This is a genomic window from Mesorhizobium sp. M0478 (assembly GCF_040321305.1).
Classification (GTDB): domain Bacteria; phylum Pseudomonadota; class Alphaproteobacteria; order Rhizobiales; family Rhizobiaceae; genus Mesorhizobium.
The window spans coordinates 385,694-412,348 of the sequence record NZ_JAMYRH010000005.1; the positions used below are offsets into that span (position 1 = coordinate 385,694).

At 64.4% G+C, this 26,655-nt stretch carries 24 protein-coding genes and 1 pseudogene; 12 read left to right on the top strand and 13 right to left on the bottom strand.

Annotated elements, in window-relative coordinates; translation table 11 throughout:
• Nucleotides 1–14: 14 nt before the first annotated feature.
• The gene (locus NKI64_RS15565) at nucleotides 15–2,564 is read right to left on the bottom strand and encodes a caspase family protein (protein ID WP_352668616.1); all 2,550 of its coding nucleotides are present in this window, start codon (nucleotides 2,562–2,564) and stop codon (nucleotides 15–17) included.
• A 244-nt stretch (nucleotides 2,565–2,808) separates the two neighbouring features.
• Nucleotides 2,809–4,044: an ROK family protein gene (locus NKI64_RS15570; protein ID WP_352668620.1), complete on the bottom strand. Its 1,236-nt coding sequence runs from the start codon at nucleotides 4,042–4,044 to the stop codon at nucleotides 2,809–2,811.
• Nucleotides 4,045–4,210: 166 nt separating this feature from the next.
• Here NKI64_RS15570 and NKI64_RS15575 point away from each other — a divergent pair, with 166 nt between their 5' ends.
• The 3 genes from NKI64_RS15575 to NKI64_RS15585 all read left to right on the top strand — a co-directional run bounded on the left by NKI64_RS15575 (nucleotide 4,211) and on the right by NKI64_RS15585 (nucleotide 8,105).
• Nucleotides 4,211–4,867, top strand: a complete 657-nt coding sequence (locus NKI64_RS15575; protein ID WP_023715137.1) for an SGNH/GDSL hydrolase family protein — start codon at nucleotides 4,211–4,213, stop codon at nucleotides 4,865–4,867.
• 158 nt (nucleotides 4,868–5,025) lie between these two features.
• Complete coding sequence (locus NKI64_RS15580; RefSeq protein ID WP_032886623.1) at nucleotides 5,026–6,171, top strand: sugar ABC transporter substrate-binding protein; 1,146 nt, start codon at nucleotides 5,026–5,028, stop codon at nucleotides 6,169–6,171.
• A 71-nt stretch (nucleotides 6,172–6,242) separates the two neighbouring features.
• Nucleotides 6,243–8,105: an ATP-binding cassette domain-containing protein gene (locus NKI64_RS15585; RefSeq protein WP_352668622.1), complete on the top strand. Its 1,863-nt coding sequence runs from the start codon at nucleotides 6,243–6,245 to the stop codon at nucleotides 8,103–8,105.
• A gap of 18 nt (nucleotides 8,106–8,123) precedes the next feature.
• On the opposite strand, the gene NKI64_RS15590 is transcribed toward NKI64_RS15585, so the two are convergent.
• The 3 genes from NKI64_RS15590 to NKI64_RS15600 all read right to left on the bottom strand — a co-directional run bounded on the left by NKI64_RS15590 (nucleotide 8,124) and on the right by NKI64_RS15600 (nucleotide 10,288).
• Nucleotides 8,124–9,128, bottom strand: coding sequence for a zinc-dependent alcohol dehydrogenase family protein (locus NKI64_RS15590; protein WP_352668624.1), 1,005 nt, complete (start codon nucleotides 9,126–9,128; stop codon nucleotides 8,124–8,126).
• Between the two features lie 48 nt (nucleotides 9,129–9,176).
• On the bottom strand, nucleotides 9,177–9,449 hold the full coding sequence (locus NKI64_RS15595; RefSeq protein WP_023695475.1) for a hypothetical protein: 273 nt from the start codon (nucleotides 9,447–9,449) through the stop codon (nucleotides 9,177–9,179).
• Between the two features lie 86 nt (nucleotides 9,450–9,535).
• Nucleotides 9,536–10,288 (bottom strand): DUF899 domain-containing protein, encoded by a 753-nt coding sequence (locus NKI64_RS15600; protein ID WP_352668627.1) that lies wholly within the window; start codon nucleotides 10,286–10,288, stop codon nucleotides 9,536–9,538.
• A 388-nt stretch (nucleotides 10,289–10,676) separates the two neighbouring features.
• On the opposite strand from NKI64_RS15600, the gene NKI64_RS15605 reads away from it, so the two are divergent.
• Nucleotides 10,677–11,897, top strand: coding sequence for a hypothetical protein (locus tag NKI64_RS15605; RefSeq protein WP_023685490.1), 1,221 nt, complete (start codon nucleotides 10,677–10,679; stop codon nucleotides 11,895–11,897).
• A gap of 29 nt (nucleotides 11,898–11,926) precedes the next feature.
• Nucleotides 11,927–12,574: a Vgb family protein gene (locus tag NKI64_RS15610; protein WP_352510869.1), complete on the top strand. Its 648-nt coding sequence runs from the start codon at nucleotides 11,927–11,929 to the stop codon at nucleotides 12,572–12,574.
• 49 nt (nucleotides 12,575–12,623) lie between these two features.
• Here the strand turns inward: NKI64_RS15610 and NKI64_RS15615 are convergent, their stop codons facing one another.
• Nucleotides 12,624–12,929 (bottom strand): hypothetical protein, encoded by a 306-nt coding sequence (locus NKI64_RS15615; RefSeq protein ID WP_023689804.1) that lies wholly within the window; start codon nucleotides 12,927–12,929, stop codon nucleotides 12,624–12,626.
• A 284-nt stretch (nucleotides 12,930–13,213) separates the two neighbouring features.
• Between NKI64_RS15615 and NKI64_RS15620 the strand changes: the two genes are divergently transcribed.
• A complete protein-coding gene (locus NKI64_RS15620; protein ID WP_023673886.1) occupies nucleotides 13,214–13,558 on the top strand; it encodes a PQ-loop domain-containing transporter in 345 nt (114 codons plus the stop codon).
• Between the two features lie 37 nt (nucleotides 13,559–13,595).
• On the opposite strand, the gene NKI64_RS15625 is transcribed toward NKI64_RS15620, so the two are convergent.
• A complete protein-coding gene (locus NKI64_RS15625) occupies nucleotides 13,596–14,327 on the bottom strand; it encodes a DUF2270 domain-containing protein (RefSeq protein WP_023673885.1) in 732 nt (243 codons plus the stop codon).
• 433 nt (nucleotides 14,328–14,760) lie between these two features.
• On the opposite strand from NKI64_RS15625, the pseudogene NKI64_RS15630 reads away from it, so the two are divergent.
• Nucleotides 14,761–15,816: pseudogene (locus tag NKI64_RS15630) on the top strand (cation:proton antiporter); the annotation flags it as partial.
• Nucleotides 15,817–16,459: 643 nt separating this feature from the next.
• Nucleotides 16,460–16,858 carry a universal stress protein gene (locus NKI64_RS15635; protein WP_352668674.1) on the top strand — a complete coding sequence of 133 codons (399 nt, stop codon included), beginning with the start codon at nucleotides 16,460–16,462 and terminating at the stop codon, nucleotides 16,856–16,858.
• Between the two features lie 30 nt (nucleotides 16,859–16,888).
• Here NKI64_RS15635 and NKI64_RS15640 read toward each other — a convergent pair whose 3' ends face one another.
• Nucleotides 16,889–18,097, bottom strand: a complete 1,209-nt coding sequence (locus NKI64_RS15640) for an MFS transporter (RefSeq protein WP_352668630.1) — start codon at nucleotides 18,095–18,097, stop codon at nucleotides 16,889–16,891.
• A gap of 255 nt (nucleotides 18,098–18,352) precedes the next feature.
• Between NKI64_RS15640 and NKI64_RS15645 the strand changes: the two genes are divergently transcribed.
• The gene (locus NKI64_RS15645; RefSeq protein WP_023747821.1) at nucleotides 18,353–18,772 is read left to right on the top strand and encodes a VOC family protein; all 420 of its coding nucleotides are present in this window, start codon (nucleotides 18,353–18,355) and stop codon (nucleotides 18,770–18,772) included.
• A 95-nt stretch (nucleotides 18,773–18,867) separates the two neighbouring features.
• Here the strand turns inward: NKI64_RS15645 and NKI64_RS15650 are convergent, their stop codons facing one another.
• A complete protein-coding gene (locus NKI64_RS15650) occupies nucleotides 18,868–19,455 on the bottom strand; it encodes a dihydrofolate reductase family protein (RefSeq protein ID WP_023703096.1) in 588 nt (195 codons plus the stop codon).
• Nucleotides 19,456–19,587: 132 nt separating this feature from the next.
• Here NKI64_RS15650 and NKI64_RS15655 point away from each other — a divergent pair, with 132 nt between their 5' ends.
• Together NKI64_RS15655 and NKI64_RS15660 are read left to right on the top strand one after the other, a co-directional pair.
• Entirely contained in the window at nucleotides 19,588–20,004 is a 417-nt protein-coding gene (locus NKI64_RS15655; RefSeq protein WP_023703095.1) for a winged helix-turn-helix transcriptional regulator, read from the top strand.
• Nucleotides 20,005–20,454: 450 nt separating this feature from the next.
• The gene (locus NKI64_RS15660; protein ID WP_023828769.1) at nucleotides 20,455–21,558 is read left to right on the top strand and encodes a flavin-containing monooxygenase; all 1,104 of its coding nucleotides are present in this window, start codon (nucleotides 20,455–20,457) and stop codon (nucleotides 21,556–21,558) included.
• A 58-nt stretch (nucleotides 21,559–21,616) separates the two neighbouring features.
• Here NKI64_RS15660 and gcvA read toward each other — a convergent pair whose 3' ends face one another.
• Complete coding sequence (gene gcvA, locus NKI64_RS15665; RefSeq protein WP_352668634.1) at nucleotides 21,617–22,516, bottom strand: transcriptional regulator GcvA; 900 nt, start codon at nucleotides 22,514–22,516, stop codon at nucleotides 21,617–21,619.
• A 117-nt stretch (nucleotides 22,517–22,633) separates the two neighbouring features.
• On the opposite strand from gcvA, the gene NKI64_RS15670 reads away from it, so the two are divergent.
• Nucleotides 22,634–23,338 (top strand): SDR family oxidoreductase, encoded by a 705-nt coding sequence (locus tag NKI64_RS15670; RefSeq protein ID WP_023673468.1) that lies wholly within the window; start codon nucleotides 22,634–22,636, stop codon nucleotides 23,336–23,338.
• A 31-nt stretch (nucleotides 23,339–23,369) separates the two neighbouring features.
• Here the strand turns inward: NKI64_RS15670 and NKI64_RS15675 are convergent, their stop codons facing one another.
• The 3 genes from NKI64_RS15675 to NKI64_RS15685 form a co-directional block, all read right to left on the bottom strand.
• Nucleotides 23,370–24,272, bottom strand: coding sequence for a carbohydrate ABC transporter permease (locus NKI64_RS15675; RefSeq protein ID WP_352668635.1), 903 nt, complete (start codon nucleotides 24,270–24,272; stop codon nucleotides 23,370–23,372).
• Between the two features lies 1 nt (nucleotide 24,273).
• Nucleotides 24,274–25,173 carry a carbohydrate ABC transporter permease gene (locus NKI64_RS15680; protein ID WP_444849008.1) on the bottom strand — a complete coding sequence of 300 codons (900 nt, stop codon included), beginning with the start codon at nucleotides 25,171–25,173 and terminating at the stop codon, nucleotides 24,274–24,276.
• Nucleotides 25,174–25,314: 141 nt separating this feature from the next.
• Complete coding sequence (locus NKI64_RS15685; protein ID WP_023693796.1) at nucleotides 25,315–26,640, bottom strand: ABC transporter substrate-binding protein; 1,326 nt, start codon at nucleotides 26,638–26,640, stop codon at nucleotides 25,315–25,317.
• Nucleotides 26,641–26,655 lie beyond the last annotated feature (15 nt).

Consider the following 26,655-nt stretch of genomic DNA (forward strand, 5'->3'; position numbering starts at 1 on the left):
GGCCTCCTTATTGTTCAGAACAAATCCCGACGCGGATTGGCTTCTTCCCAGACCCCCCGGGCCGCATTGACCAGTTGCGTGTCCAGCGAACCGGACGCGGGAATCTTCGACTTGAGCTCTCGACGCAGGGCGTCCAAAGCTGCCGTTTTCGGCTTGGTGCCGAACTGCGCCAGGCCCTTTTTGGCGTCCGGCAGCTCCTTGCGCAGATCGAGCGCGACGGCGAATGCCAGGAAGCGCACCGCGACAGCCTGATCGGCCTTGTCGCCTTTCGCCATTTCAAGCGCCGCGCGATCATAGGCGCTCGACGGATCGCCGCGCGTGGTCGCCAGTTCGAACAGCCTTTGCGCTTCCGCCGGGTCCTGGCGCACACCGGCGCCGTCCCTGTACATGCGGGCGAGGCTGCCCGGAGCGTAGGGCTGGCCAAGATCGGTGGCCTGCTGGAACAACGCCTGCGCCGTCTTCGGATCCTTGTCGATGCCCTGGCCGGCCAGGTAATTGCGGCCGAGCAGGTTCATCGAATACATGTCCTGGCGCTGCACCCCCGCTTGCAGGAAGGCGACGGCGCGGGCCGGATCGGCAGGCACGCCGTTGCGGCCCTCGGTGAAGATGGCGGCAAGATCGTTCATGGCATAGGTGTGCCCCATGGCCGCCGCCTTGAGCAGCAGGTCGAGGCCCTTGGCCGTATCGCGGTTGACGCCATAGCCATTGAACAGCGCGCGTCCCCACGAGGTCATGCCGTAAGGATCGCCCTTGTCTGCGGCAGCCTTGTAGAGAGCGTTGGCCTGGGTGCGGTCTATGGTCGTTCCGGTTCCGGTTGCGTTGAGATAGCCGAGTTCGAAGACGGCGCGCACATGGCCTTTCTTGGCGGCGTCCTCGATGGCTGTCCTGGCCTCTCTAACCTGGCCTGCCGCAAGCAGGGCGCGGCCGAGCTCGTAGTGGAAGCGGGCGACGTCTGGATAGGTTTTCACGGCCGCCTCGCAGGCTGCCACCGCACCGGCGCCGATCTCGTTCGGCAGCAGGCCGGGCACCACCCCTTGCAGGTCGAGAGGCTCGCCGGCGGCGGTATCGCAGGCATCGACCGTCGGCGACAGCTTCATTGTCGCGGGCTTAGCCGAGCTGCTGTCGGCCCGGATTTCGAAGCCGACCTCGACCGGCGCGCCGGCGCCGATCTGCGGCTCGTAACGGAGATGGTCGACTTCACCGGCCAGAAGGCTGGATTGCGGCGACAAGGTTCGATCAGGCAATGACAGCGTTCCCGTTGCCGGATACCCCGAGACCTTCAGGCTGACCGCCGGATCGTCGGTGGGGAAATCCAGATTGAGCGCGACCGGGCCGACGCCGACGGGAATATCAAGCTTGCGGTTCTCGATTGCTTCGGCGGCGCCGGTGATGTGGATGCCGCGCTCCAGCACCTGCTGTTTCTGCTCGGCCTCGAGCGAAGCCATGATCTGCTGGCCGGCAGCGCCTTCGCCGCTCTTGACGCGGAATACGAGTATGCCCTGGCTCCCGCCGCCCCAAATGTCATGCGTGGCGTAGGCCAGCATATCCACCTCGTCCTGCGTGGCGGCTCCTTTGGGGATATCCATCTGCAGGCGCGGCAGGTCCTTGCCGGCAATCGGTTCGCCCACCGCGACGTCTTTGCCGTCCAGCACCAGACGGCCCATTGCCGGCGGCCGTTCGATGCTGATGCTGATGGCGCCGCCATCGACATCGACCGGCTCCGGCAGGCCGAGAGCGACAGGCCCGACCCCCGACAGCACCACCTTCTCCAGCACTGGCGGCAGCGAAGGCCGATTGTTGCGGCGCACCAGCACCACGTCGTCGATCAGCGAGGAATTTTCCCATGGCACCTGCATGCCGTTGGTGGCCTGCACGACATCGCGGCGCACCGCCGACATGACCGTTCGGATCTCCTGGTTCGGCGCCAGCGCGCGCCGCGAAAACGCCGATGAAAACGGGCTCAGGTCGCCGCTGCCGTCATAGGCGACCGCACCTGGTTCGGTGGCGAAGGCAATCAGCGTGTTGAGCGAGCTTCGCACCTGCGCCAGCCCATTATTGCCGGCGGTGACAAGCTGGTCGCGCAGCCAGTAATTGTTGCGCGGGAAGGGGTTGTTGCGGCAGGCATCGAGGATGATCACCTGGATCTTCGACTTCGAGCGCAGCTGCTCCAGCACGTCGTTGAGCTTGATGGCCTGGACCTCGATGTCGGCCGCCTTCTTCAACGAGGCGTCGACGGGTATCAGGAAATTCTCGCCGCCGATCTGAAGGCCGTGCCCGGAATAGTAGACGACGGCGAGATCGGCGCCGTCGGCGGCGGCAAGATAGTCCCGGAACTGGCCTTCGAACTGCTGCTTGGTGAGGTTCTCGGCGACGAAAACCTCGAAGCCGGCCAGCCGGAACGTGGCCGATACGTCCTGGGCATCCTTGGCCGGGTTCTTCAGCGCCGGGATGTCGCGATAATCGGAATTGCCGATGATGAGCGCGACCCTTCGATCGGCGCAGGCCTCAAAGCTTGTGAGGCCGGCAAGGATGAAGGCCGCGATGAATCCGCAAAGTCGGAGCATGACAAAACTCCTGGTCGCGGCCTGACGCCGACGAGAACACCGCTTGCGGCATCAAGGTCCGTTGAGAGTATGCAACCTGCCACAGCATAAAGTGAAAGGCCCGTCACCGCCAGACCATGGCAGGCGATTTCTTTCGGCGTCGACCGACCGCAGAGTGCAAGTAGCACGCGCTTCACGAGCAGGTATGTGACAAGTCTCACAGTTCGCTGTTTTGGGGGAATGCCTGGTGCCGGCGGCTGCGCGCCTATTCCTTGAAGAGCAATTCCTTGTCGTTCGAATATTTCACCAGCAGCGGAATGCTGGCGCCGCCGATAACGGGGCCGAGATGGCCAAACGTCCCCTCGATGACAGAGAACGGCTCGGGACGATCGACAAGGATACGTGCCAGTTTTCTGCGCATGGCCTTGGCGATCTCCTTGCGCACGCCATTGGGTATGGCGCCATCGATCACCACATTGTCGATGTCGAGCAAGGCAACGGCACTGCGGGCGGCATAGGCAAGCCCGTCCGAAACCTCATCGATCCACGCGGTGACCGGCTCTCCAAGGTCGCCCCAATCGTCGGGCGACGACCAGATGCGGCCGGCGTCCTTCTCCCCATTGTCCTGGTCGTTGAGCTTGCCGGCCAGCGAATGCAGCGAAGAGACGCGCAGCAGAGGCGTCATCCGGTCGCCCCTGCGCCCCGGCGCGGGCACCGGCATGTCGCCTAGCGCCCCGGCCAGCTTGTTGCGGCCGGGGAACAAGTGATGATCGAGCACCAGGCCGCCGCCGATGAAGTGCCCGACATAGGCATAGAGAAAGTCGGCGCGCGATCCGCCGGCGCCAAACATCAGTTCGGCCGCGGCCGACACCGTGGCGTCGTTGTAGAGGAACACCGGCCAGTCGAACGCCCGGTCCAGTTCGGCGCGAATGTCGATTTCCCTCCAGGCATCCAGCCTGCTCGCCGGCACCGCGCCCTCTTCGCTCAGGTTCCACTGATGGAATGGCGAGGCGATGCCAAGACCCGCGATGCGGTCTTGCTCTATCGATCTGTGCTTGCGGCACATGCGCGCGATGGCGCCCTTGGCGAATTTCATCACCTCGACGGGCGTCGGATAGTCGAACAGTGTGCGTTCGAACGACATCACGTCGCCGACGAAATTGACCAGGGCGACATCGGCGCTGCGATGGTCGACCTTGAGGCCGAAGGCGTACGCGGCTTTCGGGTTCAACGCATAGGGAACCGAGGGTTGCCCCAGCCGTCCGCGCAAAGGCTCCAGGCGCAGCAGCAGCTTGTTGTCGGCGGCGCGGTTGACGATGGTGGTGATGGTTTGCGCGGCCAGCCCGGTCAGCCGCGTCAAATCGGTCTTAGCCAGCTGCCCGTGCCGGCGGATGAGCGAGACGATCAGGCGTTCGTTGTAGATGCGGCTCTCGGCCTGCGTGGTTCCGCCGCTGCGGCCCTCGGCGATCTTTTCGAGACTGAAGAAGCTGGTTCCGGTCACGCTTTCCCCTGCGCAAGGAGTTTGGCCGCAAGGCGAGCCGATCAAAGCGCTGACGTAGCAATGCGGGCCTGGCAAGGCAACACTTAAATCCACCCGATGGAAAAATGTAGTTGACGCCGGCCGGCCTGCTCTCGTTCAAAGTATGCAGGCCTGGAGGAGCAATGCCGTGACGCAGACCCGGACCATCATGTGCTTTGGCGATTCCAATACCTATGGCGCCATTCCCACCCTGGCCCGGGTCGGACGGCACCGCTTCACGCCCGACCGGCGCTGGCCGGGCATCATGCGCCGCCAGCTCGGCAGCGGATGGGATGTGATCGAAGAAGGGCAGGGCGGGCGCACCACCGTGCACGACGATCCGATCGAAGGTCTCCACAAGAACGGGCTCAAATCGCTCCCGGTGTGCCTGGAAACGCATATGCCGCTCGACCTCGTCATCCTTATGCTCGGCACCAACGATCTCAAGCATAGGTTCTCGGTAACGCCGAATGATGTCGCTGATTCTATTGAGATCTTGGCCAGAATTGTGCTGCGCAGCGAAGCTGGCCCCGCAGGCGTGGCGCCCGCGGTCCTGATTGTTGCGCCGCCGCCGATGCTGGAGGTCGACTGGTTCGGCCAGATGTTCCTGGGCGGCGCTTCAAAGTCGATGCACTTTGCCGGCTTGTTCCGTGATGCCGCCCGGCGCGCCGGCGCCGCGTTCTTCAACGCCGGCGATGTCGTCGAGTCGAGCGCGGTAGACGGCATTCACCTCGACAGCGACGCGCATCGCGTGCTCGGCACGGAATTGGCCAAAGTCGTCCAGTCGCTGATCGGCAAGGCGTGATCGCGTGGGCGAGTCACCCGACTATCTCTGATTAATTAATTCCACTGGAAAAAGTTTTGACTTGCGAGCGGGAAGGTGGGTATCTGGGGAGACTGGGAAGAGTAGCGACCGCGAGGCTTGCGATGCGCGGCAACAATCAACGACAGGGAGGAAGTGAAATGCGATCTGACAGGAACATGATGCTGGCGACGCTGCTCGGCGTTGCCGGTGTGCTCGCGGGCGGTACCATTCTGGCAGGCGCGCAGGACGGCCCGGCCGGGCTCACCAAGCCGGCGGTATTTGCGCCGTTCGATCCGAAGGCGCCGGCCTGCAGCCCACCGCCCGGCCTGAACAAGGTGCTGGCCTTCGCGCAGGATAACGAGCGTGAATTCATGCAGGGCGTCGACCGCGGCCTGGCCGCCGCCGCCAAGGATCGCGGGCTGGGATATCGCCGCGCGCTTGCCAACAATGACGCCGCCAAGGGGGTCGAGCAGGTGCAATTGTTTCTCGCCTCCAAGATCGGCGGTCTGGTGGCGGCGCCTGTGGACCCGGCCTCCATGAGCCGCAGCCTGCAGGAGCTTATCTGGTCGGGCGCCTATGTCGGCACCATCGTGCCGCCGCCAGCCACGTCGCTGCTCAATGCGCCGCAATACGAGACCGGCAAGGTGCTGGCCGAAGCGGCCGCAGCCTACATAAAGGACAAGCTCGGCGGCAAGGCCAATGTCGTCATCCTGTCCCATGACAGCATGGAATTCCTGGCGCCGCGCTTTGCCGCCATGCGCGACATCTTCAAGGCCATGCCTGATGTCACCATCGTCGCCGACATCTCACCCAATCCCGTCAACAAGGAAGGCGGCTTTGCCACGATGAGCACCATTCTCCAGGCCCATCCCGACGTCGATGTCGTGCTCGGCGCCGACACGGTCGTGCTCGGCGCGCTGGCTGCCCTGGAAGCGGCGGGCAAGGCGCGGCCGGACCAGTTCCTTGGCGGCATCGACGGCGAACCGGAGGCAGTCGCCGCGATCAAGAAAGGCGGCGGTCCCTACAAGGCAAGCATCAGCCTGGCGTCGCCGGTCTTCGCTTATGCCATGGGCCAGCACGCGGCCGACTGGCTGGAGGGCAAGAGCATCCCGCAGGCGATGGATATCCTGCCCGTGGCGCTGACCAGCGACTACATGGCCCAGTACGAGGCCGATGTCGCCGACCCGGCCGCGGTCTACAAGGACCCGAAGCGCCGCGATATCTATCTCAGGATGTACGGCAACATCTGCTACGATACGCGCGACCAGTATGTGAATTTCCCCTGGTCATCCGAGGCAAAGTAGCGCCTGTTTTTCCCGCGCGATACGGGCGGTTCAGCCTGACCTGAAACCGCCCGCTTCAGTGAGAGGCAAGCATGAGCACAGACAGCCTTCGAACGGGGACGACACCGCTGCAAACGGGCCGGTTTTCATCCTTGCTGCCGGGCGTCAAGGCGCCGGGCGAAGCGTCTGGCCGCATCGGGCTGGCGCTGGTCGCGCTCGGCTTGATCGTCGCCTTCTCGCTGTTGAACAAATCGTTCTTCAGCCTCGACAATTTCGTCGTCATTGGCGTCAACTCGACCTCGATCCTGATCGCCGTGCTCGGCACCTCCGCGCTGCTGATCGCCGGCTATGTCGACCTCTCCATCGGCAGCATGGTCGCCTTGATCGGCATCATCACTGCCAAGGTTGCGGTGGCGACGCAGAGCGCGCTGCTGGCAATCTGCGTCGGCCTGGGTCTGGGCCTTTTACTCGGTCTGCTCAACGGTCTGCTGGTGCGCAGGCTGAGCATCTCGCCGTTGATCGTCACGCTGGCGATGCTGGCGCTCTATGGCGGCCTTGCCTTCGTCGTCTCCAGCACCGCGGTCTATGGTTTTCCCGAGGCTCTGCTCGAATTGGGGCGGGGCAAGATCTTCGGCATCCAGTACACCGTGATCATCGCCGCGCTGGTCTTTGTGATCGGAGCCTTTGTTTTGACCAGCACGGTCACCGGCTTGAGGCTCTACGCCATAGGCGGCGACCCGCGCGCGGCCGAACTCTGCGGCATTCCGGTGGGGCGCACGGTGGTCGGCCTCTACGCCGCCAATGGCTTGCTGATCGGTCTGGTATCGGTGCTGATCGCCGGCCGCCTCGGCAGCATCACGCCGACCATCGGCGTTCGCTTCGAGCTCGACGTGCTCACCGCCGCGATCCTTGGCGGCGTCGCTTTTTCCGGCGGCTCCGGCCGGCCGCTCGGCATCGCCATCGGCGTTGCCACCATCGGCATCCTCAATGCAGGACTGATCTTCGTCGGCCTGCAATCATGGTGGCAATCCATTTCGGTGGGAAGCATGCTGTTGCTGGCGCTGGTGGCCGACCAGGCTGCGATCGGTTTTCGCGGCCGGCGCGCTCGGGCCGCCGCGACCAACTTCACGGTGGCGGACAATGGTGCCGTCGCCTCGGCCGGCCCTGCCGTGACGGAGGGCAATGGAGAAGCCCCGCAAGGTCCGGCATTCTCGATTGCCGGCGCCCGCAAATCCTACGGCGCGCTGACGGCATTGGAAGAGGCGAGTTTCACGGTCGGCAAAGGCGAGATCGTCTGTCTGCTCGGCGACAATGGCGCCGGCAAGTCGACGCTGGTGAAGATTATTTCGGGCGCCATCCGGCCCGATGCCGGCGCGATGACCCTCGAGGGCCAGCCGATTTCCTTCAGGAGCCCGCAGGATGCACGCGGCGCCGGCCTGGAGACCGTCTATCAGGATTTGGCGCTCTGCCCGAACCTCAGCGTCGCCCACAATATGATCCTCGGGCGTGAGGAAACGCGGCGTTGGCTCGGTGTCTTCCCGGTTCGCGACGACCGAAAGGCCGCCGAGCAGTGTCGTGCCCGGCTTGCCGCGCTGGGCGTCACGCTTCGCGACGAAAACGTTCTGGTGCGCTCGCTGTCGGGCGGCCAGCGGCAGTCCATCGCCATTGCCCGCGCGCTTGCCGATCACGTCAAGCTGATTTGCCTCGACGAGCCCACCGCCGCGCTTGGCGTCAAGCAGACCGCGCAGGTCGTCAAACTGATCCGTTCGATCGCCGCCAGCGGCACCGCCGTCATCCTGGTCACGCACGACCTGTCGACGGTCAGGGCGCTGGCCGACAGGATCGTCGTGCTCAGCCTCGGCCAGGTGGCCTACGACGGCTCGGCCAGACAGCTGACGGCCGATCAACTCTGGGGCCTGATGGCAAGCGGGACGCTGGCGCCGGCCGCTGGGTAGGAATGCCGATCGCAGGGTCTAAAGCTCGAGGCAGATCCTGCCGAAATGCCTTTGCGCTTTGTAATGCCTGAAGGCGGCGGCGATGTCCTGCAGTGGAAAGCTGCTGTCGATGACGGGCTTCAGGCGGTTGACCTCTATGGCACGGATCATGTCCTGCTGGTCGGCTTTGCTGCCGATGGAAATCCCGCTGATGCGGATCTGGTTTGAAAACAGCGCCGGGACTGACACTTCTGCTGCAAAGCCGGTCAGGACGCCGATGAGTGCGATATGCCCGCCTGTCCGGCAGGCCGCTATCGACTGCGCCAGCGTCGCCGGTCCGCCGACCTCGATCACATGATCGACGCCGCGTCCGTCCGTCAGTTCCCTGGCCCTGCCGCCCCACTCCGGCACCGCCTTGTAGTTGATGACGCTGTCGGCTCCGAGTCGTCTGAGCTTCTCCAGCTTCTCTTCATCGGACGACGTGGCGATGACCCTTGCGCCGGCGGCCTTGGCAAATTGCAGCGCAAACAATGACACGCTGCCGGTGCGAAGGATCAGCACCGTGTCGCCGGGCTTTACCTTGCCGCATGTCACCAGGCCGCGCCAGGCGGTGACGCCCGTGCAGGTCAGCGTTGCCGCCTCGAGATGCGTATAGCCCGCCGGCGCCGTGGTGAAGGCCTGCGCCGGCATGCACACATACTCGCTGGCGAAGCCGTCGAAACTGTCTCCGGGAATGTCGCGGCTTGTATCGGATCTCATGTCGCTGGCCAGCCACCAGGGGTAGAAAACACTGACGACGCTGTCGCCCGGCTTGAACGTGTCGACGCCGTCACCGATCGCGATCACCTCGCCGGCGCCATCCGACAGCGGCACGCGGCCGTCGGCGAGCGGCACCTTGCCTTGTACGGCGAAATCGTCGCGCATGTTCAGCGCGCAGGCGCGAATCCTGACCAGCATTTCGCCCGGCCCAGGCCGGGGCTGATCCTCCTCGACCAGGTCGAGCTTGTCCAACCCGCCCGGCGCTCTCAGCCTGACCAGCTTCATTGTCTCTCTCCGACGTAAAGAGCGGTAGAATGGCGGCGGCGGTCCAGCCTATCGCCGGACCGGCCGGCCGGAAATCACGCGCAGCCAGGGCGCCAGATGGACGGCGCTCATCAAGAGATACATCACCGGCATGCCGGTGAGCGGGGAGGCATCGGCCCCCAGGCACGACATGACGCCGTCGCCAGCGTGAATGCAGGTGAGCAGCGCCATCACGGCGAAAACAGGGGCCGCGGCGAGGCATAGCCACTCGGCGGTGCGGAGAGAAACTGCATCGGAGCGTTGAGGGACCTCACTGCCGGTGCCTGTGCCGATATCGCTCATGGTCATAATCCCTTGATGATCAATGCCCGGGTTTCCTGTCCCGTGAGGGACAGGAAACCAAGCTGGATGGGCGCCGCTCCAGGTCCTTACTTGCCGTCCTTGTTGCGGAACGCGGCTTCGCCGGCCGCCGACACTTCCTCCCACGTCTTGTCGGGTGCGGCGTCGTAATTGTCGTGCCAGTTCCACCAGCTGTAGAGCTCGGTCTGCGGATAGCCTTCGGGCGAATCCTCCCAGATTTCCTGGCGGCCGAGCGGCGTTGCGTCGAGGTAGCTCCAGACCGTGCCCATCTGCTCGTCGCCGCGGTTGTTGATGAAGTAGGTGCGATACACTTTCTTGCCGTCCTGGATGAACACGTTGTGGCCGTGCCATTCGTCGACGCCGAAATCCTTGTCGAAACTGTCGGTGATTGTGTACCAGGGCATCTCCCAACCCATCCGCTGCTTCAAGCTGGCAATGTCGGCCTGCGGCGCGCGGGAGGCATAGGCAAGCGTGGTGTTGCGGGCGTTGAGATGGGCGAGATGGCCGACCTGGTCGGCGCCGAGCGAACAGCCGCGGCAGGCATGTTCGGGCCAGCCGTGGACGCCGGGTTCGTAGAAGGCGCGGTAGACGATCAACTGGCGCCGGCTCTCGAACAAATCGAGCAGGCTCGCTTTGCCGTTGGGACCTTCAAACACATAGGCCTTGTCTACTTCCATCCATGGCATGCGCCGGCGCTCGGCCGACAGCGCGTCCCTGGCGCGCATCGTTGCCTTTTCCTTCACCAGCATCTTTTCGCGCTCGGCTTCCCATTCCTGCCTTGAAACGACCGGTGGGGTCTTCATTGCCACGTGCTGGGTCATTGCTTGTTTCCTTTGCCAGTTGTTGAGCCGTTGTGGCTTGTCGTTGCCTGTTGATCGTGAGGCAGGCTAGGGCCGCGAGGCGGCGAGGGCGGAGTTACAAATGTGACGGCATTTGCAGGCGGGCCACCGCAGCAGGGGTGGCGAGGCCGCACGGTGGGCTCGAAGTCCTCGGAAGCAGGCATGGTCGGTTTTTCCTTATTGAGAAGCTTAACACGACTGTCTGAGATGCTCAGGCTAGCGAATGCGAATATTGCCGTCAACGCAGGCCTGGGCGTCTTCAACCAGTCCAGATGGCTAGGTCGCCGTCCGCGGCTTGCTGCTTGGCGGTGGTGACTTAAGTTAGGGCCGATAAGGGAGCGGTGGGAGTTACAAATGTGACGGGATTTGCATGGACTCGCTGATCACCGCGGCAGGGCTGGCGCTGGCGGCGGGCAATCCGCTGGCGGCACTCGACCGCGTCGCCTTGCGCGAGGATGCCCCGGCGCTGGCGTTGCGCGGCATTGCCATGGCGCAGCTCGGCGATTTCGATCGCGCCAAAGTACTGTTGCGTAGGGCCGGCCGTGCCTTCGGTCCAAAGGAGGCGGTGGCGCGCGCCAGGTGCGTTGTCGCCGAAGCCGAGATCGCACTTGTTTCGCGTGATCTCGGCTGGCCATCCAAGGCGCTCGACGCGGCGCGGTCGACATTGGAAAAGCATGGCGACCGGCTGAACGCGGCGCATGCCGGGCATCTCAAAGTGCGCCGCCTGCTGCTGATCGGCCGCCTCGACGAGGCTGAAGACGTGCTGGCTGGGCTCGATCCGTCGCCGCTTCCGCCGGCCTCACGCGCCGCGCATGAACTCGCGGTTGCCGGCATCGCCATGCGGCGCCTGAAGACGAAGGCCGCGCGCGCAGCCCTTGAGTGGGCGCGCCATGCCGCCCGCCGGGCCGGCATTCCGGGTCTCATGGCGGAGGTCGACAGCGCCTTCCTGGCGCTGGAGACGCCGGCGGCGCGGCTGATCGCAGGCGGCGAGGAGCATCCGCTGTTGCTCGAAGAGGTCGAGGCGCTGCAGGCGTCGCGCGCGCTGGTCGTCGATACGTTCCGCTATATCGTGCACAAGCAGGAAACAACGATCTCGCTGGCAACGCGGCCGGTGCTGTTTGCGCTGGCGCGCGCGCTTGCCGAAGCCTGGCCGGCGGATGTGCCGAGGGCGACGCTGATTGCCCGCGCCTTTGGCGGCCGGCATGCCGATGAATCGCATCGCGCCAGGCTGCGGGTCGAGATCGGCCGGCTGCGCGCCGAATTGCGGCCGCTGGCGGGCATCGGCGCGACCAGCCAGGGCTTTGCGCTAAAGCCGCGCGAAGCAGGCTCCGTGGCGGTGCTGGCGCGGCCGATCGAGGAGCGGCACGCCGCGGTGCTGGCCTTCCTGGCCGATGGTGAATCCTGGGCCAGCTCGGCGTTGGCGCTGGCGCTGGGCGCCGGACAGCGCAGCGTACAGCGGGCGCTCGAGCAGTTGGCCGAGACCGGCAAAGTGCAGTCCTTCGGCCACGGCCGGGCGCGGCGCTGGATGACGCCACCGGTCGCTGGTTTCACGACCACCTTGTTACTCCCGTCGCCGCTGCCGAACGGCTAGGAAAGGTGACCATGATCGAGGACCAGGACATGAAACATTCAGCAGCGGAAATCCTGCGCGAATACGGGCCCTTTCCTGATGTCGACACCGTGCACGGCGTGAGCTTCGACGGACAGAATGTCTGGTTTGCGACGGGCGAGCGGCTGACCGCCTTCGATCCGGCAAGCGGTGAGACGCTGCGCTCGATCGATGTCGCCGCCCATGCCGGCACCGCCTATGACGGCCGGCATCTGTTTCAGCTCGCCGGGGACCGCATCCAGAAGATCGACCCGGATACCGGCAAGGTGCTCTCCACCATCCCGGCGCCCGGCGGCGGCCGCGATTCCGGCATGACCTGGGCCGAGGGCACGCTCTGGGTGGGGCAGAACCGGGAGCGCAAGATCCACCAGATCGATCCCGAGACCGGGAAAATCCTGCGGACCATCGACTCGAACCGCTTCGTCACCGGAGTGACCTGGGTCGATGGCGAGCTCTGGCACGGCACCTGGGAAGGCGACCAGAGCGATGTCCGGCGCGTCGATCCGCAAAGCGGAAAGGTGCTGGAACGGCTCGACATGCCGGCAGGGGTGGGCGTTTCCGGGCTCGAATCCGACGGCGGCGACCGCTTCTTCTGCGGCAGCGGCCCCGGCGGCATGGTGCGATCGGTGCGCCGGCCCAGATCGGCCGGCAGCGTATAAGGCCGCGGCCGGCGGCGTTCGCCTTATGGTGCGAAACGTCCCGCCGAGATCATATCCCGGAGCCGTCGAGCAGCGGGACGTCTTCGCCTTGCCACGGACTTGGCATTGAAGCCCGGCTCAGATTGGCCGTCGGCAGCGGCATCCAGCATTTCAACTCCGGTTCGGGGTATTCGATCACCCGTCCTGGCGACGAATCGGAAGAGCGCCAGCCCTCCGTGCCGAACTGGTCGGCGCGCGACCAGTAAGCGAGGTCGACCTCGGCCGGCCCCTGTTCCGATGGCCTGACCGTGACCAGGATGCGGCTGCCGTCCTTGGGCGCGCTCGCCATGTGCCGCCAGCGATCGGGTTCGTCCATTCTCATGTCCTCCTGCACGTTGCAGGGATAGTCGCCGCGCTCTTGGCAGCGGTCAACCCGAACTTTGCCCAAGCACGAGATCTGTTTAGTACTCCCGCGCCGTCGGCCGAAACTGGATCTGGTTCATGTCGACCTCGTCGGGCTGGCTCACGGCGAACGCCCACATGGCGAAAGAATCCGGGTGCCGGGCCGCAACAAGAAAATCGAAGCCGGCATGTGAACGGGCTCACATGCCGCCACTGCAAGGAACGCTATGGGACGTCCGGCCATGACAGGGGTTTCGGATGACACTTGCTGATCTGTCTTTTTATCTCTTCACTATTTTCAATGGCTTGCGCGTGGTGTCCTACCTGCCGCAGATCGTGCGGGTGGCCCGGGACAGGCACGGGGCGTCGGCGATTTCCTACGCGACCTGGCTGTTGTGGACAGGCGCCAACGCCACGACGGGACTCTACGCCCACATCAATCTGAACGATCCCGCTCTGGCGGCGATCAACTGGCTGAACGCCGTATGCTGCGTGCTGGTCATCGCGCTCACCGCCTACAAGCGCCATCGCGCACGGCTTCCAGTTGAGGAAGCCGCAAGCCGGTCGGAAGCGACCGCTCTGATGGTCGACAATGTCTGCTGAAGATCACCGCGGCAGATTGCGCTTTTCGAGGCCGCTCTCAGACATGCACGGTGCCATGCGAAAGCTCGCCCTCGTCGCTTGAGATGAGGAAAGCGGCTGCGAGTAGGCCGACATAGAACAGCCCGACCATGCACACGACATAGATGCCTGGAACCGGGCCGAGCTGCGCCACGCGCGCGGCGTCGAGAAATGACGCGCCCAAGCCTATCGGCGACCCTTCGCGCTGCAGACTGGGCGTCGTGATCTTCAGCACCCACGCCAGCATCAGGATCGTGTACATGAAAATGTAGTTGCGGCGCAGCCGGCGCACCAACGCCGCGCGTTGCGAGATCAGGAAGCGCGGCGAACGCAGGCCTTCGCCGACGATGGCCAGCCAGTTGGAGGCGTAGTCGGGCTGCGGCGAGAAGATCTGCGCGAAATAATAGCGCTCGAACTGGCGCACCCTGGCCCGGTAGACGTCGAAGAAACGATAGCGCCGCGCCTCGATCCATAGCAGCAGCGTGGTCAGCAGCATGGCAAAGAGCAGCACCCCGTGATGGGCGCTGGGCGTCGAGAGTGAGACTGAGAGCATGGCGGCGACGACAGTAATCGCCCAGTTGCTGGTACGGTCGAGCCGGTCGCGCCAGCCGGCCATGCGGGCGATTTCGGCGCGGTGGAAATGCGACATGGTGGCCACGAATTCCGATGAGGTGAGCTTCAGCGCGAACGCATCAGACGCCCGCGGCGCTGCAGCCGCTTCGTCGGTTTTCACGGTCTTGACCTGGGACATCCCTTGCCATGCGCCTCCCAACGCCATGGCCGGCCGAAACGACGCCGGTCATCCCCATCTGCGCAACGCGCAATCGGTTGAAAATGTTCCGTCGCCGGCCCGGGTCTCGGCGGTTTATCCGCAGTCAGATAGGCCTGTTATGCGATTCAGGTAATGAGTAACCTGCGGCGCGCCAAGGGAGCGTGGCGTGCAACCGATCTCGCCCGCAAACGTTATACCGGGCACAATGAGGGGGTGCATGTCCTTCGTGGTCAACCGGCGCCGGTCGGTCGCGCTTGCCGTGGCAGCTTTGGCATTCATGCCGGCCGCATCGTTGGCAGCCGAAAAGACCGGCATGTCCAGCGAGGGCATTTTCGTTCTCGAAATCCTCCTTCTGCTTCTCGTCGGCCGCGGCATCGGCGAATTGCTGGAGCGTCTCGGCCAGCCGGCGGTGATGGGTCAGCTCATCGGCGGCATCCTGCTCGGGCCATCGCTGCTCGGCTGGCTATTGCCGGAAGCAGAACGCGTGATCTTTTCAGGCGACGCCACCCAAAAGAGCATGATCAGCGCCATCGCCCAGCTCGGCGTGTTGATGCTTCTGTTGCTCACCGGGATGGAGACGGATCTGCGGCTGGTGCGCAGGGTCGGCCGTGCGTGCTTTTCCATCTCCGCCGCGGGCGTCGCCGTGCCTTTCGCGCTCGGCTTCACCGCCGCACAGTTCATGCCGGCCTCGCTGCTGGCCGACGGAACCGAGCGCATTGTCGCCGGTCTCTTCCTCGGCACGGCGCTGTCGATCTCCTCGGTCAAGATCGTCGCCATGGTGGTGCGCGAGATGAACTTCATGCGCCGCGATCTCGGTCAGATCATCGTCTCGTCGGCCATCATCGAGGACACGATCGGCTGGGTGATCATCGCCATCACCATCGGCATCGCCACCAAGGGGCGCATCGAGCTCGGCAGCCTTGCCTTCACCATTGTCGGCGTCGCCGCCTTCATGGGGTTTTCCTTCACGATTGGCCGCCGCATCGTCTTCGACGCCATCCGCTGGACCAACGATACGTTCCGCAGCGAATACGCCGTCGTCACCGTCATTCTCGCCATCATGGGCGCAATGGCGCTGATCACCGATCTGATCGGCGTCCACACCGTGCTCGGCGCCTTCGTCGCCGGCATACTGGTTGGGTAATCGCCGATCCTGTCGCGTCATATCGAAGGGCAATTGCGCGGCGTCATCATGGCGCTGTTCATGCCGGTTTTCTTCGGCGTCGCCGGCCTTTCGGCGGATCTCACCGTGCTTGTTGACCACGAGCTTGCGCTACTCACGGCCGCTTTGGTGCTGATCGCCAGCTTCGGCAAATTCGCCGGCGCCTTCATCGGCGCCGAGCTTGCCGGCTTGAGCCGCAAGGAAGGCATCGCCGTCGGTTGCGGCATGAACGCGCGCGGCTCGACCGAAGTCATCGTCGCCTCTATTGGCCTGTCGATCGGCGTTCTGTCGCACAATCTTTTCACCATGATCGTGACCATGGCCGTCATCACCACGCTCGCCATGCCGCCGACCTTGCGTTGGGCACTCGGCCGCTTGCCGATGGGCGAGACCGAGAAGAAGCGTCTGGAGCGCGAGGAGATCGACCAACGCGGCTTCATCGCCAATCTGGAACGACTGCTGGTGGTGACCGATGAGGGCGTTGTCGGCCGCTTTGCTGCTTACCTCGCAGGAGTCGTGGGCGCCGGCAGGCCGACGACGGTGCTGCATGCCCGAGGCGAGGGGGAGGAGGCCGAGCCCGGCACGGATGCGAAGCTCGAGCCGATCGAAAAGGGTGCCGAGGACAGCCGCGAGGCCGCCAGGAGTTCGGACGAGGAGCTGGCCCGCGCGGCGCCTGTCACGCGGCGCCACGAGGCCGAGCTTTCGGCCGAAACGGTTGCCAAGGAGGCGCGCAAAGGCTATGGGCTGCTGCTGATCGGGCTCGGCCGCGCGGTCACGTCGAAAGGTGGGTTTGCCCGCCGCATCAACGAGATCGCCGGCGCCTTCGAGGGCCCGCTATGCCTGGTGCTGAAGGCGACCGGCGCCGGCCGCCAGATGCCAAGGCTAGGACCTGAAGGCGGGAAGATTCTGGTTCCGGTCAACGGCACCGCGATCGCCCGCCGGTGCAGAAATGGCGCTGGCGATTGCAGCGGTCACGGGTGCGCGGGTCAAGATACTTTATGTCGCGCGCGTCGGCCGCGACGAACCGCGCGACACTGTCTCGCATCGCCGCAGGGAGGCGGTGCTGAAGGATACCGTCGCACTAGCCGACCGCTATGGCGTCGAGATCGAGACGGCCATCCGCAGCCGGGCCGCCGCCGCCGATGCCATTGCCCGCCAGGCCGGCAGGGGGGCGGCGCTGATCGTCATCGGCGTGGCGCGGCGCCCTGGCGAGGAACTCTTCTTCGGCGAGACGACCACCGGCGTGCTGCAGCGCTGCCAATGCCCGGTGGTGCTGATCTCGGACGCCAGGCTCAGCCGCGACGACGAGGGCAGAGAAGAGCTGCGCTCGGGAACGGGGACAGGGTGATGAGTATTTCCCCTCGAGGGGAAATTTCGCTCATGCCGCCTGCAGCCTCTCTCGGCCGGGCTGCGGCGGGAAGGCGATGGCGATGCCGGCAGCACCGAGGCCGATCAGCGCCGAGCCGATGAACAGCCAGGAATAGCTGGCATAGGCGTCGAAGATCATGCCGCCGGCGAGCGGGCCGAACGACATGCCGAGGCTGGACAACAGGGTCGCGGCGCCAAGTATCGTGCCGATGATGCGTGGCCCGAAATAGTCGCGCGCCAGAACCGCATAGAGCGGCATGACGCCGCCATATGTGGCGCCGAAGATGATCGCCAGGAGATAGAACTGCTCGAGATTGCCGACGGCGAGATAGGCGGCGATCACCACCGCCTGGATGGCGAGGCCCACGATCAGCACCGGCTTGGCGCCCAACCTGTCGCCGAGCACGCCGTAGAGCACGCGCCCGCCAAGGCCGGCAAGGCCCTCGACGCTGTAGATCGACACGGCTGCCATCGGCGCCACGCCGCACGACATGGCATAGCTCACCATGTGGAAGATCGGCCCCGAATGCGCCGCGCAACAGGCGAAGAAGGTCATGCCCAGCACCAGGAATTGCGGCGAGCGCAGCGCCTGGCCGACTGACATGCCGGGGGCCGCGGCAGGCGCGGGCGCGCTGCCACCCGCTGCCGCGACCGCCGCCGACGGCTGGCGCACCAGGAAGACGGCCGGCAGCAACAGCACCCAGGCCATGATCCCGATGTCGAACATGGCGGTACGCCAGTCATAGGCCGTGATCAGCCAGCGCGCGAAGGGCGAAATGGTCATCGGCGCCACGCCCATGCCGGCCGAGACCAGCGACACGGCCAGGCTGCGATGGGTCTCGAACCAGGCGGTGGTCAGCGCGATCATCGGCGCGAAGAAGGCGCTGGCCGCCAGCCCGACGATGACGCCATAGCTCAGCTGGAAGACCAGCAGCGATTGGGCTCGGCTCGCCACCACCAGCGACAGGCCGAGCAGCACCGCGCCGGCAAAAACCACCGGGCGGGCGCCGACACGGTCATAGATGGCGCCCCAGGCGAAACCGCCTGCACCCATCACCAAGAAATTCAGCGTCATGGCGCTGGAAATGCCGGTTCGCGACCAGTTGGTGTCGAGCGCCATCGGCTCGAGAAAGATCGCCAGCGAAAACATCGCGCCGAGCGCCACACAGGTCATCAGCGCGCCGCACGCGACGATCACCCAACGGTAGGAATTGTTCATGCTCTTCTCCCGAGATCGGTTTCGATGCGGCGCCACTCGCTCCAGCTCCGTTGCGCCGCTTGCGTCCGAAGGACGTTGGCGGGATTTCGAATCCGACAATCCGGTTGCATTTTTTATCCGGTCTGCGTGGAAGTCCATCCGGATATGACAAAAGCAGGGTGTAAGGCTGCCAAGCGCGCCGACAAGATAGACTGCCGAATTGACGAGCCGCTCCGCGGCACTAGCTTTGTGGTCTCGCGACGGGAGAGATCGCTCATGGAACTGCATCGCGGCCGCCTCATCGACCACGTCCAGCTGGTGGTCAGGGACCTCGAGGCGAGCCGGCGCTTCTATGAAGCCGTCTTCAAGGTGCTCGGCATTCCGATCGGCGGCGAGGCCGAGGACTATTTCTGGGCCGACGAACTGTTCATCTCAAGCCTCGACAGCCGGGCGGCGAGAGGACAACTGACCGGGCGCCATCATCTGGCCTTCCAGGCCAGCGACAACGCCATGGTCGATGCCTTCTACAGGGCCGGCCTCAATGCCGGCGGGGCCGACAATGGCGCGCCGGGTGAGCGGCCCTACCACCCCGGCTACTACGCCGCCTTCCTGCTCGACCCCGACGGCAACAACATCGAGGCGGTGTTTCACGGGCCGGCAAAGCGAAGTGCCGCTTCGGTCGAGATCAATTTCTAGCGCAGGTTCACGAGGAGCGGGTTGCGGTGATCCGTCCGGAGTTCTCGCAAAAACAAAGAGTTGAAGCGGTCCACGGATTCAATCGCTGAACTGCTTCACATTGCCGGCGCGTAGCGGTTCACCACCATTCCGCAGGCATAGGCTTTAGAGCCGAGCAGGCGCAATTTCCGGAAGCCACCACGGTCGAAAATCCGCTCGCCGTCGCCCAGCGCGGCCGGATTGATGAACAGCTGGAACTCATCGACCAGTCCCGCTGCAATCAGCGCCGAGGCAAAGCCGGCGCCGCCGAATACCGCCATGTCGCCTTCACCTTCAGCTTTCAGCGCCTTGACCTCGCGCGGCAGGTTGCCGCTGGCAACCGTCGTGCGCTCCCACCGCGATGCCGCGAGCTTGTCGCTCAGCACCACCTTGCGCGCCTCGACGATGCGCTGCGCAAAGGCGTAGAAGGGATCGCGCGGATAGTTTTTTGCCGCATTGCCCCAATGGGTTAGATAGCCTTCTTCGGCCATCTTGCGGCTGAGCAGAATGGTGTCGATGCCGGCGAACACCGCGTTGAAATCCTGCTTCAAGTCGTCGTCCCACGGGCAGTTGGCGCCCCATTCCCAGAGCTGCCAGTGCTCATCGCCGGCCGCGCCGACAAAACCGTCGACCGATATCTGTATCTGCAGGATCAGTTTTCTCATCGTCGTTCTCCTGAGCTCTGGTGTCACCAGCGCCAGGTCAGGCGGCGTTGGTTATTGCTTTACTTTCGGAACCATTGACATGAGTGAAAAATGATGTCAATAGTAAAGTGATTTAAAAATGGAAGCATTTAAATGTCGACCAGGGAAAGATCCGGCTGTCCCATCAGCCTATCGCTCGAATTGCTCGGTGACCGCTGGACGCTGCTGATCATCCGCGACATGATTTTCGCCGGAAAAAGGCACTTCCGGGAGTTTCTGCTATCAGGCGAAGGCATCTCGTCGCGCACCCTGGCCGAGCGGCTGCAGACCTTGCAGGATGAGGGCATCGTCACCAGAAGCGACGACCCCACGCACAAGCTCAAGGCGATCTACAAGCTGACGGAGGCGGGCATCGACCTGTTGCCGGTGCTGGCGACGCTCGGCGCCTGGGGCAGCAAATACCGCAACGCCGATGACAAGCTGGCAAGGATCGCCGATGAACTGGCGAGGGGCGGCGAGGCAGCGCTCGAGCAGATAAAGAAGAAGCTGCGCGCCGAGCATGTCGGCTAGGGAGGAACGCCTCCCTTCGCGCTGGTGGCGGGCTAGATCGACACGACGTCGCGCAGCCTCACCCTTCCCATCCCGCAAATCGCTGTGGCCGGAGCCATGTCTGCTTCGGATTGCCATCGCCCGAACCACGGCCTCTTCCAGCCAGCGCGCGGTGGCGGGGGCGGCATGCATGCCGATTGGGCCATGCGCCATGCACGTAGAGCTCTTCGGTCGCGGTGCGGCCGGCGACAGGCAGCCCGTCCGACAGCATGGGGCGATTGCCGGGATAGACATTCGTCACCGGGGGTGAGCCGAGACCGGACAGGATGCGCAGCGTGCGCGCCGCGATGCGAAGGCGTCTCGGCGCTAGCGCGCCGATCCACCTTCTCCAACAAGGGGAGAAGGTGAGGCGCGCCTTGTCCCGCCTGCGCTTCTACGCGTAGCCTAAGGAGCTAGCGGGAGGAGAATCGCTTGGACACCACTGTCGTTATTGTCGGCGCCGGGCCCGCCGGCCTTGCGGTCGGTGCCTGCCTGAAGCGGGCAGGAGTGGATTTCATCCTGCTCGAAAAATCGCAGGAGATCGCGCCCGCCTGGCGGCGGCACTATCGGCGGCTGCATCTGCATACGGTCAAGTCGTTCTCGTCGCTGCCGTTCCTGCCCTTTCCCAAAAACTATCCGCGCTACGTGCCGCGCGAACTGGTGGTCCGCTATCTCGACGACTACGCGGAAAAATTCGATCTGCGCCCGCGCTTCGGCGTGACGGTGAAAGCCATTCGCCTCGGGGACGGCGGTTTTCTGGTCGAGACAGGATCGGACAACCTCAAGGCGCGCCATGTCGTTATCGCCAGCGGTAACAATGCCGAGCCGATCATCCCCCGGCTCCCTGCCATCGAGGCTTTCAAGGGCGAGGTGCTGCACAGCGCCGACTATACGCAAGCGACGCCCTTTGCCGGCCGCTCGGTGCTGATCGTCGGCATGGGCAACACCGGCGCCGAGATCGCGCTCGACTTGGTGGAAAGTGGCGCGCGTCCGACCATTTCGGTGCGCAAGGGCGTCCACATCGTGCCGCGCCAGCTGTTTGGCGTGCCGATCCAGATGGTCGGCATCGCCAGCCGGCCAATGCCGCAGGCGCTGAACGACTGGATGTTTCCGATCATCCTCGATTTCGCGCTGGGCAAGCTCGAGAAATACGGCATCGTCAGGCCGAAACAGGGCATCCTGCAACAGATCGACGAAGTCGGCCGCATCCCGGTCATCGACGTCGGCACGGTCGACGCCATCACCAAAGGCGCCATCAAGATCGCGCCCGACATAGCGGGCTTCACCGAGCGCGGCGCTGCGTTCACCGACGGCAGGCAGGAAAATTTCGACGCCGTCATCCTCGCCACCGGCTATCGCCCGGGCTACGAAAAGTTTCTGCCCGTGGAATTGCAGCCGGAGCGCAGTGGCGTCAACGCCCGCGCCTCGCAACTCGGCCTCTACCTCGTCGGCTTCTACAATCCGGTCACCGGTCTGCTCAGGGAAATTGGACGCGAGGCGAAGGCAGTGGCGGCCGACATTGCTCGGCGAGGCTGAAAGGGGCGGCGTCGGCCAAGCTGCGGATCTCCCGCCTTGCGGGGAGATCGGCTATCCATCACAGCCCCGCCGCGTCGCCCTCATCGAGCAGCCATTGCCGCACGGCTTGCGTCGGTTCTGGGTGCCGTTGCTTGCGCGGCATCACGACATAGAAATCGTGCGTCCCACGCATCTCTGCGTTGATCGGCTGCACCAGCCGGCCGGCGGCAATGTCGGCAGCGACGAGAAACCGGCTGGCCAGCGCGATGCCCTGGCCGGCAATGGCGGCGTCGATCGCGAGGCCTGTCTGGTTGAAGCGCATGCGTTTGGCCTCGGTGGCCATCTTCAGCCCGAGCGCTCTCTCCATGAATTCCGGCCACAGATTGTGCGCGTCGTGCAACAGGACATGATGCTGGATATCGGCCGTCGCGATCTCGTTCGCCTCGGTAGGCAGCAGGGCAGGGCTGCAGATGGCGACGATCTGCTGTGGGAACAACAGGTCGACCATCAGGCCGGCGCCGAAGGGCGGGCGGCCTTGCCTGACCGCAATGTCGACGCCGTCGGCCTGAAAACTCGACAGGCTTTGGCTGGCCAGGATGCGCAAATCGACGAGCGGGTTGTGTGCGACGAACTCCGGCAGTTTGGGGATCAGCCATTTGGTGGCAAAGCTCGGCGTGACGCTGATCGTCAGCCGCGCCGGCTCGGGCCGCAACAGCAGCGTTGCCTTGGAGATCAGCTCGAAGGCGCGGCGAATGTTCGGCGCATAGGCACGTCCCTCATCGGTCAGCGCCAGGCCGCGCGGCAGCCGGTCGAACAGCTTTGCGCCGAGATCCGCCTCCAGCCCGCGTATATGCTGCGCCACCGCCCCTTGCGTCACGTTCAGCTCCTGCGCGGCGATGCGGAAGTTGAGATGACGCGCGGCGGCTTCGAAGGCACGCAGCGCATTCAACGGCGGCAGGCTCAGGAAGGCTTCGGGCATGCAGGAGTTTTTCTACAGCTTGATTTCAGGCTTTCTGGTTCGAACCAGATGGCAAGACCGGCTATATCATCCTTTGAAGTCGCGAGACACACGCCGCAAAACCCCAAGGAGAGAAAAATGAGTGTAGAAAAAGTAGCAGTCGTCGTCGCCGGTGGCAGCGGTATGGGCGCGGCGGCGGCCAAGCGGCTGGCGGCGGACGGGTTCAAGGTCGCGATCCTGTCGTCCTCCGGCAAGGGCGAGGCTCTGGCCAAGGAGCTTGGCGGCCTCGGCGTCACCGGCTCCAACCAGTCGAATGACGATCTGCAGCGGCTCGCGGATCTGACGCTCGAGCGCTTTGGCCGCATCGACGTGCTGGTCAACAGCGGTGGCCACGGGCCACGCGCGCCGATCCTCGAAATCACCGACGAGCAGTGGCACACCGGTCTCGACGTCTATCTGATGAACGTCATCCGGCCGGTGCGCATCGTGGCGCCGCAGATGGTCAAGCAGAGGGCTGGCGCCATCATCAACATCTCGACCGCCTGGGTGGTCGAGCCGAGCCCGATGTTCCCGACATCCGCCGTGTTCCGCGCCGGGCTTGCCGCCTACACCAAGATCTTCGCCAACACCTACGCCGCCGACAATGTGCGCATGAACAATGTGCTGCCCGGCTGGATCGACAGCCTGCCGGCCACCGAGGAGCGCCGCGACAGCGTGCCGATGCAGCGCTACGGCACGTCGGAGGAGATCGCCGCGACCATCGCCTTCCTCGCTTCCGAAGGTGCGGGCTACATCACCGGCCAGAACATCCGCGTCGACGGCGGCATCATCGGCGCGATCTGACCGCGCCGGTCGCCTTGCGTGAGCCGGCGCGTCACTCCTTCACCGCGCCGGTCATCGACGAGACATAGTGCTCGACGAAGAACGAATAGAGCACCACCACCGGCAGCGAGCCGATCAGCGCTCCCGCCATCAGCGCCCCCCATTCGTAGACGTCGGAGCGCACCAACTCGGTCAGCACACCCACCGGCACGGTCTTGTTTTCCGAGGACTGGATGAATGTCAGCGCATAGATGAACTCGTTCCATGACAGGGTGAAGGCGAATATGCCGGCGGAGATCAGGCTCGGCACCGACAGCGGCAGCACGATCTTGGTGAGGATCTGCCACCGGCTCGCTCCGTCTATCAGCGCGCATTCTTCCAGTTCGAACGGGATGGAGCGGAAGTAGCCCATCAACAGCCACGTGCAGAACGGCACCAGGAAGGTCGGATAGGTAAGGATGAGCGCGAAGGGCGTGTCGTAGAGCCCGAGGTTGAACACCATCACCGACAGCGGAATGAACAGGATCGAGGGCGGCACCAGATAGGCGAGGAAGATGCCGAGGCCGACCTGCCGCGCCCCGGAAAAGCGCAACCGCTCGATCGCATAGGCGGCGAACACCGACGCCAGCAGCGACAGGAACGTAGCGGCGGTCGAGATGATGATCGTGTTGAGCAGCCAGCCCGGATAGGAGGTCTCGAACAGGAGATAGCGGATGTGCTCCAATGTCGGATGCACCACCCAGAACGGATTGAACTGCGCATAGTCGGTCATTTCGAGATTGGGTTTAACCGCCGTGATCGTCATCCAGTAAAACGGAAACAAAAGCACGAAGACGAACACCAGCAGCGGCAGATAGACCGTCACCACGCGGCGCGGCAGGCTCTGCAGGTAGCCCATGCCGCCTTCGTCGATATCCCCACGTTTCGCCTTCCTTGTCGCGGCCGTCTTGACCATGTCAGTCTCCGCCGCCTTGTTGCCATTTGCGGCGTTGCAGGCCGAAATAGCTGAACAGGATCGCCGCCAGCAGGAACGGGATCATGGCCACCGCGATGGCCGCGCCCTCGCCAAGCTGGCCGCCGGAAATGCCGCGCTGGAAAGACAATGTCGCCATCAGATGCGTGGCATTCACCGGTCCGCCCCGGGTCAGCACGTAGATCAGCTGGAAATCGGTGAAAGTGAACAGCACCGAGAAGGTCATGGTGATGGCGATGATCGGCGTCAGCAGCGGCAGAGTCACATAACGAAACAACTGCCAGCGACTGGCGCCGTCGAGCGTGGCCGCCTCGTAGAGCGACTGCGGAATGGTCTGCAGGCCGGCGAGCAGCGTGATGGCGACGAAAGGAATGCCGCGCCAGACGTTGGCGGCGATAACCGAAGCGCGCGCATTCTCCGGATCGCCGAGGAAATTGATGCGGTGGTCGATCAGGCCCATTTGCTGCAGCGCCCAGGACAGGATGGAGAACTGCGAATCGTAGATCCACCAGAAGGCGATGGCTGACAGTACGGTGGGCACCACCCAAGGCAGCAGGACTATCGCGCGGAAGAACGATTTGAACGGCAGGTTTTCATTGAGAATGAGCGCCAGCCACAGGCCGAGCACGAACTTCAGGATCGAGGCGCTGACCGTGTAGAGCAAGGTGTTGAAGACGGACAGCCAGAAGACGGCGTCACTCCACAGATACTGATAGTTCTCGGTGCCAATGAAGATGCCGGGGCGGCCGATACGGGCATCGGTGAAGCCGAGCCAGACGCCCAGCCCGAGCGGATAGGTCAGGAAGACCAGCAGCAGCGCCGCCGCCGGCAGCATGAAGCCGAAGCCCAGCGCGTTGCGGCTTTCGGAGATCCGCGAAAGCATCGACGGACGCGGCTGGGCGGCAACGGACGGCACGGCCATGGAGGGCTCCTCATCGGGGAATCAGGTCACGGCGTCAATGGCCGCCATGGGATTGTGCGACGGGCCGGGCAGCGCACTAGACGCTGCCCGGCGGTGCCGTGATCAAACGCGGTAGTAGCGGTTGGCGCGCTTCTCCGCCTCCTCCATCGCCTCCTGCGGCGTCGCCTGGCCGGTCACCGCCTTGGCAAACATGTCGACCAGGACATAGTCGGCCATGGTCGCCGCCGAGGCATAGCCGAGCGGCCCGGCATAGCCGTTGGGGCGCAGCGTCGCCGAGGCCTTGGCATAGGCGGCATTGTTCGGGTCGGCCGTCCACACTGGATTGTTGTCGAAGGCCTTCAGCGTCTGGCAGCAATAGCCCGCCGAGGAGGTGATCCAGTCGGTCATCTGCGGATCCTCGAACATGAACTGCAGATAGGCCTTGGCCGCATTGGGGTAGGGCGTGTAGTTGAAGATGACGGCGGTGGTCACCTGGAACAGTTCGACCGATTTCCCGACGGGACCGATCGGCAGGTTGGTGGTGCGGATGTCCTTGGCGATCTCAGCCAGCTTCGGATCGTTGTCCTTGTTGATCTTGGCCGTATTGTAGGCGGAAATGCCGTTGGCGATGACGCCGAGTTCGCCGGCCAGGAAGGCGCGGTTGTTATTGACGTCGAGCCAGCTTTCGGTCCCGGGAATGAAGGTCTTGTAGAGTTCCTGCGCGTATCCGATCGCCTTTAGCGTCTCGGGGCTGTTGATCGCCACCTTGCCGCTCTCGTCGACCATCTGGCCGCCATGGCTCCACAGCAGCCAGTGCGCGTAATTGTTGCCGTCGCCGACGCCGTGGCCGTGCGTGAAGCCGGCCGGATGTCCCTTCGCCTGCAACGCCTTGCAAAGCTCGAGGAAGCCTGCCGTGTCCTTCGGAAATTCGGAGAAGCCGGCCTCCTTCACCCAGCTTTCGCGATAGACGATGGCATTGCCGATCGTGGCCAGCGGCAGGCCGACGAACTTGCCGTCCCGCGTCGCATATTGCTTTGGTCCGTCGTGCCAGCCGCCATATTTCGAGCCCAGATACTCGCCGAGCTCGGTCACGTCGTGCAGCTTGTCGGGATATTGATGCGGGTCGTCGAACCAGACGAACATGAGGTCCGGGCCGGAACCGACATTGGCGGCGACCGCTGCCTTGGGGCGAATGTCCTCCCAGCTTTCCTTGTCGACACGAACCTCGACACCTGTCGCCTCGGTGAAGCGCTTGGTGTTGGCCAGCCATTGATCCTCATCGCCCTTGACGAAGGGCGACCAGCGCAGCAGCCGCAGCTTTGCGCCTTCCTCGGGCTTGTATTTCAAGCCCTCCTGGGCAAAAGCCGGCGAGCCGACGAACCGGCTTCCCAGAGCTCCCGCCGCGGCACCTGCGGTCGTGCGGATTACATCGCGTCTCGTGAATTTCATGGTCGTCTCCTCCGG

What these genes read in the sequence shown, in the direction of transcription:
- NKI64_RS15590 (WP_352668624.1), bottom strand. Translation starts at nt 9,128, where the DNA reads ATGAAGCTGGTCAGGCTGAGAGCGCCGGGCGGGTTGGACAAGCTCGAC.
- gcvA (WP_352668634.1), bottom strand. Translation starts at nt 22,516, where the DNA reads ATGCCCGAAGCCTTCCTGAGCCTGCCGCCGTTGAATGCGCTGCGTGCC.
- NKI64_RS15655 (WP_023703095.1), top strand. Translation starts at nt 19,588, where the DNA reads ATGTCGACCAGGGAAAGATCCGGCTGTCCCATCAGCCTATCGCTCGAA.
- NKI64_RS15670 (WP_023673468.1), top strand. Translation starts at nt 22,634, where the DNA reads ATGAGTGTAGAAAAAGTAGCAGTCGTCGTCGCCGGTGGCAGCGGTATG.
- NKI64_RS15635 (WP_352668674.1), top strand. Translation starts at nt 16,460, where the DNA reads ATGGCGCTGGCGATTGCAGCGGTCACGGGTGCGCGGGTCAAGATACTT.
- NKI64_RS15675 (WP_352668635.1), bottom strand. Translation starts at nt 24,272, where the DNA reads ATGGTCAAGACGGCCGCGACAAGGAAGGCGAAACGTGGGGATATCGAC.
- NKI64_RS15595 (WP_023695475.1), bottom strand. Translation starts at nt 9,449, where the DNA reads ATGAGCGATATCGGCACAGGCACCGGCAGTGAGGTCCCTCAACGCTCC.
- NKI64_RS15620 (WP_023673886.1), top strand. Translation starts at nt 13,214, where the DNA reads ATGACACTTGCTGATCTGTCTTTTTATCTCTTCACTATTTTCAATGGC.
- NKI64_RS15565 (WP_352668616.1), bottom strand. Translation starts at nt 2,564, where the DNA reads ATGCTCCGACTTTGCGGATTCATCGCGGCCTTCATCCTTGCCGGCCTC.
- NKI64_RS15605 (WP_023685490.1), top strand. Translation starts at nt 10,677, where the DNA reads ATGGACTCGCTGATCACCGCGGCAGGGCTGGCGCTGGCGGCGGGCAAT.
- NKI64_RS15580 (WP_032886623.1), top strand. Translation starts at nt 5,026, where the DNA reads ATGCGATCTGACAGGAACATGATGCTGGCGACGCTGCTCGGCGTTGCC.
- NKI64_RS15645 (WP_023747821.1), top strand. Translation starts at nt 18,353, where the DNA reads ATGGAACTGCATCGCGGCCGCCTCATCGACCACGTCCAGCTGGTGGTC.
- NKI64_RS15650 (WP_023703096.1), bottom strand. Translation starts at nt 19,455, where the DNA reads ATGAGAAAACTGATCCTGCAGATACAGATATCGGTCGACGGTTTTGTC.
- NKI64_RS15680 (WP_444849008.1), bottom strand. Translation starts at nt 25,173, where the DNA reads ATGCTTTCGCGGATCTCCGAAAGCCGCAACGCGCTGGGCTTCGGCTTC.
- NKI64_RS15600 (WP_352668627.1), bottom strand. Translation starts at nt 10,288, where the DNA reads ATGACCCAGCACGTGGCAATGAAGACCCCACCGGTCGTTTCAAGGCAG.
- NKI64_RS15640 (WP_352668630.1), bottom strand. Translation starts at nt 18,097, where the DNA reads ATGAACAATTCCTACCGTTGGGTGATCGTCGCGTGCGGCGCGCTGATG.
- NKI64_RS15585 (WP_352668622.1), top strand. Translation starts at nt 6,243, where the DNA reads ATGAGCACAGACAGCCTTCGAACGGGGACGACACCGCTGCAAACGGGC.
- NKI64_RS15625 (WP_023673885.1), bottom strand. Translation starts at nt 14,327, where the DNA reads ATGTCCCAGGTCAAGACCGTGAAAACCGACGAAGCGGCTGCAGCGCCG.
- NKI64_RS15685 (WP_023693796.1), bottom strand. Translation starts at nt 26,640, where the DNA reads ATGAAATTCACGAGACGCGATGTAATCCGCACGACCGCAGGTGCCGCG.
- NKI64_RS15610 (WP_352510869.1), top strand. Translation starts at nt 11,927, where the DNA reads ATGAAACATTCAGCAGCGGAAATCCTGCGCGAATACGGGCCCTTTCCT.
- NKI64_RS15615 (WP_023689804.1), bottom strand. Translation starts at nt 12,929, where the DNA reads ATGGACGAACCCGATCGCTGGCGGCACATGGCGAGCGCGCCCAAGGAC.